The organism is Cetobacterium somerae (genome assembly GCF_022430525.1).
Lineage (GTDB): Bacteria > Fusobacteriota > Fusobacteriia > Fusobacteriales > Fusobacteriaceae > Cetobacterium_A.
Genome location: NZ_CP092519.1, coordinates 313335 through 326704, shown reverse-complemented (window position 1 = coordinate 326704; position 13370 = coordinate 313335). Strand labels below are relative to the sequence as shown.

The window sequence follows — 13370 nt, the reverse complement described above, 5'->3', positions numbered from 1 at the left end:
TTATAAAAAACAGAATATACTATATTATCGATAATTTAAGGAGAGATCTATATGGAAATCGGAAAAAAAATCAAAAGACTAAGACAAGAAAAATATCTTACTCAAGATGAGTTAGCTAGTCGTTGTGAACTGTCTAAAGGATTTATATCTCAAGTAGAAAGAAATCTAACTTCTCCATCTATTGCAAATTTAGCTGATATACTTGAAGGTCTTGGAACAAATTTAAAAGATTTCTTTAGTGATGATGGTGATGAAAAAATTGTTTTTGATGAAAATGATGCTTTCGAACTTACAGATTCTAAACTAAAATATAAAGTTGAATGGATTATACCTAACGCTCAAAAAAATCAAATGGAACCTATCCTTCTGACTCTAGAAGAAGGTGGACGATATAAAGAAGAGATTGCTCATGATGGTCAAGAATTTGGTTATGTTTTAAAAGGGGAAATTCTAATTCATTTAGGTGATAAGATTCATAAAGCAAAAAAAGGTGAAGCTTTTTACTACAGCTCTGGAAAAAATCATTACCTATCTAATTGTGGAAAAGGTAGTGCTAAGATTCTTTGGGTCTCAAATCCCCCTTCATTTTAAAAGTAATTTTTATAAAGATAGTTATTGAAAAATAGCTATCTTTTTTTATTTGTAGAAAAATTTTATACTACTTTCATCTATTTTATTAAAAATTTTCATATTTTCTTTATCTTTTTTTTATGGTATAAATTAAGATGGGGGTGGTTCAAATTAATACAACAAATATAAATATCTTAACACTTCTCTCACAAGAGAAGTTTTCTTTAGAGGAGCTTTCTCTTTATTTAAATTTAGAGAAAAAATCTATCTATAAGAATATCAATTCTATTAATTCATTTTTAGAAGATGAAAATCTTCCCTTAATCGAGATAAAAAACGCTATTTATTCTATAGACCTTTCAAAATCTCAATGGGCAAACCTTTTTACTCGAAAAGACTTTATAACTACAGATGAAATTATAGATTACCTATATCTTAAGTTTATACATAATGGTTTTATAAATTTAGAGGTTGAAAAAGAATTACTAAGCATATCTAGAAGTTCTATTATTAGATATTTTAATGATGTAAAAAAAACATTAGAGCTCAATGGCTCTCAATATGAATATGTCGTAGGAAAGGGATTAAGGTTAACTTATTTATCTCAAGTTAACAAGAATATTTTTTCTAAAAAATTAATCAAATTTTTTATAAAATGTGATTTCTCTTTAAATCATTCTATTTTTATAATCGATTTAATTAAAGATTATAATATTAATAAATTACTCAATAATTTATATGTTATTTTTAAAACTCTAAATATTCCAACTACACATTTCATAATATCATTTTTATGCTCTCTCCATATATGTACAGAAGTTTTTGGAGGATTTAATTTCAAAAGCGACTATGATTATACCCAATTCTCTGATATTGAAAATTTAATTCGATTGGAACTAAAAGATTGTAGTACAGAATACCAAACACAAATATTTTATTTTATAGTTTCTTTAAACAAAGATGAAATAAATTTTGAGCCTACTATCTTAGAAAAAGCTTTTAAAATTATTGAAGAGATTAAAATTGATTTAAACTTAAAAGATTTAGATTCTTTTTTAGAAAAAATGTTATTAAAGAAAATTTGTTTTTCAATTTTTAAATATGAAAATCATATTTTTAAAGTTAGAAATATAGTAACTGGAGAAAAAGAAAAAATTATAATTAACATTTTAGAAAATATTTTTAAAAAATATGATTTAAATTTATTTTTTTGTGATAAAATTTCAATTGCTCAAATAATTATAAAAATTGTTATTGAACACAATAAAGGTTCATTAAAAAACATTCTACTGCTTTTTAATGAAGTTATTCTTTTAGATGATAAATATCTCAAAGAATCAATATATGGACATAATCAAAAGTTTAACATTTGTGTTGAACCTACTTTTTTTTATAAATTAAATCCTAAAAATTATGAAGGTAAATATGATTTGATTTTAAGCGATGAACCTAGTTTAAATTCCAAGGCAATTATGGTTAATAGCTTTAATCCTATACAAATATTTTTAGCGATTTATAATCACGTTTTTAATCAAGCTACAAAACATCTAGTATATGAATAAAAAAATTTAACTGTTTTAATTTTATTTTATGTATATAGATGGTATACTATATGTAGTTTTACTTTACAAAGAAGGGAATAATAAAATGAAAATAAATATTAATGCAAATCACATCAGAATATACAAGTTACTAAATTTTATTCCTGATAAAAATTTAGATTTTATTTGCCACTTCTTAAAAATGAATAAACAAAATGTTATTTTATATATAAAACAAATTTATCAACTTATAGAGAATAACCAGCAAAATATTTTACTTACTGATATGATCAAAAAGATTCAAAGCGATAAATCTCTTTTTAAAGCTTTAAAACAAAATCAAATTTTTACTAAAACAGATCGAATATTCTATATTATATTAATTTTATTTAAATGTCATGATTCAAACTTAAATCTTAACTTGAATACTGTTTCTTCTACTTTAAACATCTCTAGAAGAACCTTAAATGATGATTTACTTTCTGTAAAAAAAGCTTTGGAATTTTACAAATTAAAAATATATAGTATTCCAAGTAAAGGAATTAATATTTCAGGTAATACTAGTGATATTAAAAACTGTTTTCTTTCATATCTTTTTAAGTTTTTAATAGAATTTAAAGAGTTACCACTCTTAATGTCTAAAGATTGTTTTAGTTTTTTTCAACAAAAAATGTCTCAAAATATTATCAAAGAAATTGATTATTTTGTTTATGCCTTTGATTTAGATATTTTTGCTAACAATAAAAAACTTTTAAAAAGTATTTATCGAATATATTTTGAAGAAAATTGTAAAGATAATATTTCTACACTATCTTTTGAAGAGTTTAAAAAAATTTTTCTAGATGTTTTTCCTTTAAAGAATATTGAAAAAGTATATACTTTTTTTAAAACTTCTACTTTAGGAAAGTTTCCACTAAAATATATTAATGTTTTTATTTTAACTTTAAAATTTTGTACTGGAATTTTAAAAGAAAAAAATATATGTTTAAATAAAGAGTATGAAAATCTTAGAAAAACTTTTTCTAAATTTACATCTTTAGATTATTCTAAAAATAGTTATTTCGAAAAATTTACTAATAGAGTTTATATTGCTAATAAAGAGAGTTCTTTTCTATATATGAATGATCTTTCTTTTCTAGATTTAAACTTAACTTATAAAATAAAAGATGAATGTTACCAACTTTTTTTAGAACTAAGAAAAAATTACTTTAACATTCAATTTTCAAATATTATTTTTCTTTATCTTTGGAACTTAAATAAAATTAATTTTTTAGAAATCACAAATACAATTGTTGTTTTTAAAGACTTACCAAGATTTTTACAACCAATTATTAAAAATTTATTTCTTTTAAAAGAAAATATAAATATCTCTCATTTTATTAGATATCATGAGTTAGAAACCTACCTTCTCCAAGAAGATGTTTCTTTAATTATAACTTTTGAAAATTTACCATTAACTTCTAATTATCCATTTATAAAATATTACTCTTTACCATTATAATAAATCTCCGTATAAATTATACGGAGATTTATATTTTTAATATTTGCATTAATTTAATTTTGCTACACAAATCTTTTCCACTCTTTGTTGGATGAAGCCTAAAGACTCTTTTGTCGTCAAATGCTCCATACTTTTGAATTAAATTTTCCTCTTCTAATCTTTTTATACAAAGAGAAATAGACCCCTTTGACAAATCCAATCCTTTTGTTAATTCACACATAGTTATCCCTGGATTTTCATTTATTCTTCTTAAAATCTTTTCATGTGTGTAATTAATATGATACTTTCCTAATTCTTTTTTTATTTCTGTTTTACACATAATACAACACCCCTAATAGATTTCATCTTTAATATGTTTATTATAGACACAATCTTTTTTTCCTTTTTTTAACTCATTTTTTCAAAAAAAAAACACTTATCCCTTAAATTTAAGAAATAAGTGCAACTGGCTGCCATTTTACAGGCCCTATAGCTTTGCGTCCTATGATTTCTCATAGTTTGCCGTATAATTTTAGTAGTATTATATCTTATTTTTACCATTTTATGCAATGTTTTTTTTACACAATGCTCTATACAAAAACATTTCTAAATAAAAAAGACGGATCATCTCCGTCCGAATATTTATATTAGTTTGCTTGAACCTCTTTAGCTAAAGGTCCTTTATCTCCACTTTCAATTTTGAAAGAAACGTTTTGTCCTTCTTCTAAAAATCTAAATCCATCTCCTATAATTCCAGAAAAGTGTACAAAGTAATCCTTTCCTTCTTCACAAGTTACAAATCCAAATCCTTTTTCTTTGTTAAACCATTTTACTGTACCTTTTGTCATTTTTTCATTCCCCTCCGTATTTTTAAAACCTTTTAGAAATCTAATTCATTTCTAATATGTTCCTATGATATCACATATAATTTATAAATTAAATATTTCATTTTTTCTTTTTATAGAAGCAAAAGTGATACGTAATAAAAATGAATTTTTCTTTCTTTTTTCTTTATTAACTATTTTAATCTATATCTATATATGATAAACTATTTAAGTCGGGGGTGGTCAAATGAATACAACAGCTGCTAATATTTTAAAGATTTTATCTCAAACTGAGATGTCCATAGAAGATATGCAACTGTATTTAGATGTAGAAAAAAGTTCTATTATTAAAACAATTTCACAAATTAATGATTTCTTAATTTCAATTAATTTACCTATTATTTCAAAGAATGATGATTTTTATTTCTTAAAACTAAGTTCACAAGAATTGAAATTTTTATTCAAAAATTTTAAAATTTTAACTGCTGATGAAAAAGTAGATTATCTGTTTATCAAGTTTATTTCTACTGGTTTTTTAAATCTTGAAAAAGAAAAAGAGATTCTAGATATTTCTCGAAGTACCATTTTAAGATCTTTTCAAGTTGTAAAAGATGAGTTTTTAAAGAATGGCACTACTTATGAATACTCTCATGGAAAAGGTTTAATTTTAAAAAAAATTTCAGAACAAGATAAAAATATTTTTTATAAAAAACTTATGAAGTTCTTTATCGAGGAAGATATTTTAGTTCCTGTTAGAAAAGAACTCCTAAAATCTATTAAATTTTTTGATACAAAACAAAGATTAACTCAACTTTATCCTATACTTAAAGATTCTGGTATATCTATTAATTATTTTTTACTCTCTTTTATTTGTTCATTAGAAGTTTGTATTCATATTTTTGGTGGATTTAATTTTATAAAAGAATCAAATTTATCACTAGATAAATTTAAAGAGATTGAAAAAAATATAGATAAATTTGGAAATAATTTTGATCAGGATTTTAAAAATCAACTTAGTCATTTTCTAACATCTCTTTATTTTGAAAATGGTATTTTAGAAGAAAATCTTAAAAATATGTGTCTTAATTTAATAAAACACATAAAGATAAGATTTCAAATTAATATTCCAAATAAAGATTTAGAAAAAATGTTATTTAACAAATTATATATATCCTTTTTTAAATATAATAATAAAATTGTAAAAATCATAAATGTCTCTTTTAATAAACCACATAAAATTATTTTAAATACTTTAGATGATATTTTAAATGAACTTTCATATAACTTTTATTTAGTTGATAAATTTATGATTGTCTATGTTATAAGAAGAATTCTTATAGAAGAAAACTTTTTTAATATAAAAAATGTTCTTCTGTTATTCAATGAAGTAGTTGCAGTTGATCAAATTGTATTTAAAAAATCTCTAAAAAAATTCCATCCAAATATTGCATTTGATATTGAAGCTACTTTTTTTCATAAAAAAAATATTATACATAATCATAAAAATTATGATATTATTATTAGTGACAGTAATATTGTACCTAACGTGAAAGTTGTTGAATACTATAATACTGTGAATGTTCACAATATTTTAGAAAATCATGCTTTATTGAGTGGATTAAAAAAATTAAACACTATTTAAAATATCTAAGAACACTTTAAAAGTGTTCTTTTTTATGTTCTGTTCCTTTAAAATATATGTTAAACTATCAATATCGGAGGTGATTGAATGAATACAACAGCTGCTAATGTTTTAAAAATTTTATCGCAAACTGAAATGTCTGTAGAAGACATGCATCTGTATTTAAAAGTTGAAAAAAATGCTATTTTAAAAACTATTTCACAAATTAATGATTTTTTAGAATCTATTGATTTACCTAAAATCGAAAAAAAAGAGGATGCTTTTCATTTAATACTTACTAAAAAACAATGGGAAATACTTTTTAATAATTTTAATGTTTTAACTGTAGAAGAAAGAATTGATTATCTTTATATTAAGTTTATTGCCCATGGTTTTTTAAATTTAGAAAAAGAAAAAGAAATTTTAGATCTTTCTAGAAGTACTATTCTCAGATGTTTTCAAAGTGTTAAAGATGAGTTTTTAAAAAATGGTACTCGTTATGAATATCTTCATGGAAAGGGACTTTTAATAACTGAACTTAGCTTCAGTGATAAAAAAAATTTCCATAGAAAGCTTATGAAACTTTTTATAGAAGAGGATATTTTAGTTCCTCCACTAAAATCTCTTTTAATAGATATAAAAAAATTTGATACTAAAACTAGGTTATCTCAAATTTATCCTATTCTTAAATTTTCTAATATATCTGTTAATTATTTTTTACTTTCTTTTCTATATTCTTTAGAAATTTGTTCAGAAATATTTGAAGAATCTTTATTCAGAAATGAAAGTTATCTTGAAACTAAAGAATTTAATCATATAAAATCACTAATTAATAAATATGGTAGAGATTTTCATCCGAAATATAAGGATGAATTAGCTTTCTTTTTAACTACCTTAATTTTAGATTACTATTTTTTAGATAAAGATAATAAAGTTAGAACTCTAAAATTTTTGAATATTTTAAAAGAAGAATTTAAAATATCAAATATAACTTCAGAGCTAGAAGATATGCTTTTTCACAACATCTATCTTGCTTTATTTAAATATAAAAATAATATAATAGATTTTAAAAATACATATTTTAATGATAATGAAAAAATTCTTTTAAATAAACTAGATTATATTTCAGACAAACATTCTTATGATTTTTTCTTAGGAGATAAATTTTCAATAGTTTTCGCTTTAAAAAGAGCTCTGATAGAAGATAATTTTTCTAAGATAAAAAATGTTTTATTTCTTTTTAATGAAATAAATGCAAATCATTATACTTTATTTAAAAGAAGTCTAATTAAATTAGCTCCTGATATAAAATTTGATTTGGAAGCTTCATTCTTTCACAAAAAAAATATTCTTAGAGATTTTAGTGACTATGATTTAGTTATTAGTGATGAAAAAATAAATCCAAATGTTTTCGTCATTGATTTTTATTGTAATTCTAAAGTTCAAAATATTTTAGAAGAAAAAGCTTTTTGTTTAGGTGTTAATAATTTCTACAATGAATAAAAAAGGTGGTTTTATATGAAAAACCACCTTTTTTATTAAAATCTATATCCTACTCCTATTTTAACATTTGTATCTATTCTATCTTTATCTGCTAACTCTACACCAGTATATAAATTATAGAAAACTCCATTTACTTTTTCATAATCTATACCAACGATAATTCTTATTCTATCCTCTGTTATTTCTGGCCCTTTAATTTTAAAAGATGTACTATTTTTTATTCTACCTGTTAAATAATCTCTTTCAGTATCCAAAGTTTTCATATAACTTAGTTCACCTTTAAACTCTAATAAACCACCTTTTAAATATTTTTTCTTAGAAAAATCTACTCCTATTAAAATATCTGTATTTTGATAATTTTTTCCATCCACATCTATTGCTAATTCATTAGATTTCTCTTTAACTTCTTCTTGAGATATATTCATATAACTTAGTCTCAACTTAGGTTCTATTGAAACTCCAGTCTCACTTTTTATAAAATATTTTCCCTCTAAATAAACCCCTATGCTATCTGTAGATAAACTACCATTATTTTTAAATTCTTGGTATTTATTTATTAAAATTCTATCCACATCATATTCGTTATGTTGATAACCTATTCCACTAGTAATTCTAAATCTATTTACATTTTTTTTACCATAAACTCCAATATATCCAGAGTTTCCATCTATTTTTGTTCCCTTTGACATATCTACTTTTTGTTTACTACCACCAATAGCAATTCCTAGAGATGTATCCTCTAATATTCCGTACTCTGCTGTTCCTAGCATTCCATACGTACTTACATTACTTGAATAGCTATTCTTTTGAATCTCTTTTCCAAATCTATTATTTTGCTCAGCTTTTTCAAATTTATCATACCCGTATATTCCGTGTGCTTCTGTAATCCACTCATCCTTTTTAGGCATTTTTGTTGTAAAAATATTATCTTGATATAATCTCAAACTTTCTTTAGAGGCTTCTCCTATATAAGAGTAGGGATTATTTGCATATATTTGATCCAATATAGATATCAACTCTTTTTTAGCTTCTACTATATTCTTTCCATCTTCATAGTCTAATGTTGGAGCCAGATAATCCTCTTCCCCACCATTTACTATACTGTCCCATATATCACCTAAATCTTCTCTATCTTCTACCTCATTATCCGGAGGATTATCTGGTTTCTCTTCACCTTTGTTATCTGGTTTTTCTTTATCGTCTGGCCTGTTTATAATATCATCTAAATTTAGTGTATCTATTATAATATCTATCGTTTCTGTCGCTCTTATTGCATAAGTATTTGTTCCTGAATTCAATAACCATATATCATCTTTTCCAGGTATAAATTTTCTTGCTGTATGAGCTATAGAATAGGTTCCTATCTGAGAATCTTTTAAGCCTGTGATATCTGTTTCTTTCATTGCTATAACTGTTCCATTTGTTAATCCGCTAGCCTTAAAAAATAGTTGTGCTCCTGCTTGAATATCTGGATGATTATCACCATCTGGTAAATGATCTCCTATATTTCCTTTCTCTCCTAATATTATAGCTCCTGTATGATCATACAATGCATGACCTGTTACTCTTCCTTTCTCATCTCTTTTACTTCCATCTAATCTCACTAATAATGTTCCATGCTCTATATCTATATCTGCAACGGCATTTACTTTTGACGTAGAATACAATGTAACCTTTCCATTTGTTTTTATCTCATCAAAATTTTCTATTTTATCATATATTTTTAACTCTTCATTTGAATTACTAGTTCCTAATTTCAAAGTATTAAGTTGACCTTTTGATACTATGTCTCCATTTATTTTAACGCTATTATCAATATATAATGTATTATTATTCCCGTCTACACTTATTTTTCCATTTAGAACGGTATTCTTTGTAATATCTAAATTAGCTTCATTTCCTAAGACTTGTATTATTGGATTTTCATTTTTTATTCCGCCACCATTTATTAAGGAATCTTGTATTTTTAAATTTGTATTATCATTTAAAGTAACTGCAGTTTTATATGCATTTATTATCGTATTCTCCACTGTTGTAATTTGATTCTTTGAGAGTGTTAATGTTCCAGTTGATACTCCTGCTCCATTTAAAACTTTATTTTTATATTCTGAGCCCGCAAGTATATAACCATCTAATCCATTTACAATATTAATTATCTCTCTTCCATTATTATCATTAACATTATTTAAATCTTGCCTAATACTATCTACTTCTCCATTTTCCTTCAGATTTATGTATAGCCCATTATTGACTTCATTTTCTGGAATCTTTCCTACTCTAAAAATATTATTTCCGATTAGTATTCCATTATTGACTAAACTTGTTAACTTCCCATTGAAGTTAGCATCTTTAACTCCACCAAAACTAATTGCAGTATTATTACCTTTTATTACTCCTTCATTAAAAAGAGTTGTAATATTATAACCTGAATATACTCCATTTCCAGATTTCTCATTATTAAGTTTTGAACTATAACCGCTTATAACTCCACTATTTTCAAGATTTTCTATTTTTGTCTGTATACCTCTTCCATCAATAATTATTCCATTTCCACTTCCAAAATTTAATGCACTTGTATTAGCTTCTCCTTCAACAATACCTTTATTTTCTATTTTTGAAGTTATAAAGTCTCCACCGAAAAAATGTCCGAAAGAACTTAAATGTATTCCATTTCCACTATTCTCTATGTTTAAATTTGAAAATACATTCCCTTTTATTACTCCTTGATTTACTATTTCATCAGCTTTACTTTCGTAACTTCCAAAAGCTGTTAATCCGTTTCCTATATTTCTTGAATTTTGATTTTCTATATATGCTTCTCCTATAACTCTTCCAAAATTTTTAAAACTTCCCACTTCACTTTTAAAGTAATAACTTCCACCTATTAAATCTTTTGGAGCTATATTTATTGCATTTCCAGAGTTATATAATCCTCTATTTGCATTTCTTGAATCTACCTTTCCTGATATTACTCCTTCATTTACTATTTTATCTAGTTTACTACCTATAATTTTAGCTCCCATTTGTGTTTGACCAGTATCATTACCTATAAGGTTTACCCCATTCCCGCTGTTTCCACTACTATCTATTAAATCATTTGCTATAAAACTTCCATTTATATATCCATTATTTTTTAAAAATTTTATTTCTAAATTCTCCAATGCTATTCCATTTCCACTATTTGTTACATTATTCACAGACTCTATTACTTCAGCTCTTCCTAGAATTACTCCATTATTATCTAGACTTTCAATATTTTTATGACTCTCTATTCCGTTAGATATTAACTCACTATTTTGATTAACTTTATTCAAATTTTGAATTTTTCCATTGTTGTATATAGTTGATTCTTCTTTATCTAACAAAATACCTTGAGTTTTATCACTATCATTAAAATAATTTTTTTCTTTTATAATATCCTGCATCATATAAGCATTCTTCTCTATTAAAATAAATAAAATAATTATATTAAATATAGTTTTATTATTTAAAATTCTTTTCATTTTAACACCACCATATTATGAATTTTATTCTATCTTAACATTACTATAAAAATTTATTTTTTTTCTTTTTCTATACCCAAATTGTATATTTTCGATCCTGAATTGTTTTAGAAAAAAGACCATAGTTATAAACTATGGCCTTTTTTAAAGTGGAATCAATATTTTTGTTATAAATATATTATCTTCAATTTTTCTTATTATACTACCTTTATAAGATTTTACAATCTTATCTATTTGTCTTAATCCGATTCCTTTTCCACCTTGTTTTGTTGTTTTATATTTCCCATCCTCTTGTTTTATTTCACAATTTATAGTATTTTTTACAGTTATATATAAATTCTCTTTCATCTTGAATATCTCTAATTTTATCCATCTATAAGTTCCAGTAATAATATTTGCTTCAATAGAATTATCCAACAAATTATTTATTAAAGTCGATAAATCAATGTTTTTAATTTTTATTTCTTCTGGAATATCTAATTTTAAAATAAACTCTATTCCAAAATTTTTAGCAATTTCTATTTTTTGACTAATTATTGCTTTTAAAATTATATTATCAACATTTAGTAATTGCTTCTCTAAAACTTTTATCTCTTTTGTTAAATTTTCTATATAATGTTCTAGTTCTTGATACTCTCCACTTTTCACTAAAAAAAGAAGTACAGACAAATGATTACTCCAATCATGTTGCCAAGCTTTTGTATTCACAATATTATTTTCTATATCAAATATTTTATCCATATCTTTACTCCTTATATATCAAAATAATTCATAAATAGTTCTAATACTTTTTCTCTTTTTCCTCTACTTATAGGAATAATCGTATTATCATCTAAGGTTAAAGATTCTTTTTCTATAGATTTTATAAAATGTAAGTTTACAATATATGATCTATGGCACCTTAAAAAATGAGTCTTTGGTAACTCCTCTTCTAAATCACTGATTCTTTTTTTATAAGTTATTTTCTTATTTAACAGTTCTATATGAACATAGTGAGAATATACTACAAAATATTTTATATCACTATATCTTATTTTTACTACTTGTTTATCTGTAATTACTTTTAATGATTCTTTTTTTTCTTTTAATTGTTTTATTTTTTTATAAGCTCTTTCTAAAGAGTCAAATAACTCCTCCTCTTTTAGAGGTTTTAACAAATAGTTTATAGCTCCCACACTATATCCTTTAGAAATATATTCTGATACCCCTGTCACAAAAATAATTGCTATTTCTTCATCTTTTTCTCTTAACTTTTTAGCTAACTCAATTCCATTCATCTCTTTCATTTGAATATCTAATATTAAAATATCCATATCCATATTTTCATCTAAATTAAATAGAAACTCCTCTGAACTTTTGTAATGAACTAAATGTATAGTTATATTATTTTTTAATGCCCAAACCTTAAGATATTTCTCCAATATTTTATATTGGATATCAACATCCTCACATATAGCTATTTTTAGCATTCTCTCTCCCCGACTATTATTTTGTTATATTTATTACTATTTCAGAAGGAGTATATCTTATTGACTTTTAAAAGTCAATCACAAAAATAAAAAGAGAGTTTCCTCTCTTTCTACTTACTTAACCTTATATTTTTCTTTTAACTTTTCAATAGTTCCATCATTTACTAACTGAACTAATGCTTCGTTTATTTTATCAAAATCTTTATCATTTTTTCCAAGAGCTATCGCTTTTGGTTCCCCTTCTAAAATACCAACTAATAATAAATCTGAGTTATTTTTAACATACTCTTCTGCAACACTCTCATCTAAAACAATCCCATCTATTTGACCATTTTTTAAGGCTAATAAAGCTGATGTATTATTTTGAAAAGGAACTACCGTTGCTCCAGAAATATTTTTAGCAGTATTTTCTTTTGTTGTTCCTAATTCTGCTCCATATTTTTTATCCTCTAAATCATCCATTCCTTTTATAGGTTTTTTTTGATTTGTTACAAATGCTACCTTTGAAGTTAGATAAGGAGATGTAAATTGAACCATCTTAGCTCTTTCAGGAGTAATACTCATTCCAGCTATAACCATATCTATTTTGCCAGTTTGTAAGGCTGATATTAATCCTCCAAACTCCATATTAGCCCATTTATACTGATATCCAAGTTTTTGAAATATTGCTTCTATAATATCTGGATCTAACCCTACTATTTTCCCGTTTTCTAAGTATTCAAATGGTGGATATTCTGCATTAGTTCCAATTACAAAAACTCTGTCTTTTGTTTCTTGAACCTTGGCTTCTTTTTCTCCACAACTAAAAACAATCAGTGCAATTAATACTATAAAAATTCCCTTTAATATATTTTTCATA

11 protein-coding genes and 1 riboswitch are annotated in these 13370 nt (G+C 24.2%); of the genes, 5 read left to right on the top strand and 6 right to left on the bottom strand.

Annotated elements, in window-relative coordinates; all coding sequences use genetic code 11:
* The first annotated feature begins 51 nt into the window (after window positions 1-51).
* The 3 genes from MKD34_RS01420 to MKD34_RS01410 all read left to right on the top strand — a co-directional run bounded on the left by MKD34_RS01420 (window position 52) and on the right by MKD34_RS01410 (window position 3612).
* On the top strand, window positions 52-591 hold the full coding sequence (locus MKD34_RS01420) for a helix-turn-helix domain-containing protein (RefSeq protein WP_240219398.1): 540 nt from the start codon (window positions 52-54) through the stop codon (window positions 589-591).
* Window positions 592-725: 134 nt separating this feature from the next.
* Complete coding sequence (locus tag MKD34_RS01415; protein WP_240219397.1) at window positions 726-2132, top strand: BglG family transcription antiterminator; 1407 nt, start codon at window positions 726-728, stop codon at window positions 2130-2132.
* An 85-nt stretch (window positions 2133-2217) separates the two neighbouring features.
* On the top strand, window positions 2218-3612 hold the full coding sequence (locus tag MKD34_RS01410) for a hypothetical protein (RefSeq protein ID WP_240219396.1): 1395 nt from the start codon (window positions 2218-2220) through the stop codon (window positions 3610-3612).
* 28 nt (window positions 3613-3640) lie between these two features.
* On the opposite strand, the gene MKD34_RS01405 is transcribed toward MKD34_RS01410, so the two are convergent.
* Together MKD34_RS01405 and MKD34_RS01400 are read right to left on the bottom strand one after the other, a co-directional pair.
* Window positions 3641-3931, bottom strand: a complete 291-nt coding sequence (locus tag MKD34_RS01405; RefSeq protein WP_240219395.1) for a winged helix-turn-helix transcriptional regulator — start codon at window positions 3929-3931, stop codon at window positions 3641-3643.
* 118 nt (window positions 3932-4049) lie between these two features.
* A riboswitch (cyclic di-GMP riboswitch) is annotated at window positions 4050-4125 on the bottom strand.
* A 113-nt stretch (window positions 4126-4238) separates the two neighbouring features.
* Window positions 4239-4439 (bottom strand): cold-shock protein, encoded by a 201-nt coding sequence (locus MKD34_RS01400; protein ID WP_240219394.1) that lies wholly within the window; start codon window positions 4437-4439, stop codon window positions 4239-4241.
* A gap of 223 nt (window positions 4440-4662) precedes the next feature.
* On the opposite strand from MKD34_RS01400, the gene MKD34_RS01395 reads away from it, so the two are divergent.
* Both MKD34_RS01395 and MKD34_RS01390 read left to right on the top strand, forming a co-directional pair.
* Window positions 4663-6057 (top strand): BglG family transcription antiterminator, encoded by a 1395-nt coding sequence (locus tag MKD34_RS01395; protein ID WP_240219393.1) that lies wholly within the window; start codon window positions 4663-4665, stop codon window positions 6055-6057.
* A gap of 87 nt (window positions 6058-6144) precedes the next feature.
* Window positions 6145-7539: a BglG family transcription antiterminator gene (locus tag MKD34_RS01390; protein WP_240219392.1), complete on the top strand. Its 1395-nt coding sequence runs from the start codon at window positions 6145-6147 to the stop codon at window positions 7537-7539.
* Between the two features lie 35 nt (window positions 7540-7574).
* Here MKD34_RS01390 and MKD34_RS01385 read toward each other — a convergent pair whose 3' ends face one another.
* The 4 genes from MKD34_RS01385 to MKD34_RS01370 form a co-directional block, all read right to left on the bottom strand.
* Window positions 7575-11042 (bottom strand): autotransporter family protein, encoded by a 3468-nt coding sequence (locus tag MKD34_RS01385; protein WP_240219391.1) that lies wholly within the window; start codon window positions 11040-11042, stop codon window positions 7575-7577.
* A 144-nt stretch (window positions 11043-11186) separates the two neighbouring features.
* Complete coding sequence (locus MKD34_RS01380; protein ID WP_240219390.1) at window positions 11187-11783, bottom strand: sensor histidine kinase; 597 nt, start codon at window positions 11781-11783, stop codon at window positions 11187-11189.
* 11 nt (window positions 11784-11794) lie between these two features.
* Window positions 11795-12511: a LytR/AlgR family response regulator transcription factor gene (locus MKD34_RS01375; protein ID WP_240219389.1), complete on the bottom strand. Its 717-nt coding sequence runs from the start codon at window positions 12509-12511 to the stop codon at window positions 11795-11797.
* Between the two features lie 114 nt (window positions 12512-12625).
* Complete coding sequence (locus tag MKD34_RS01370; protein WP_240219388.1) at window positions 12626-13369, bottom strand: transporter substrate-binding domain-containing protein; 744 nt, start codon at window positions 13367-13369, stop codon at window positions 12626-12628.
* Window position 13370: the final 1 nt, after the last annotated feature.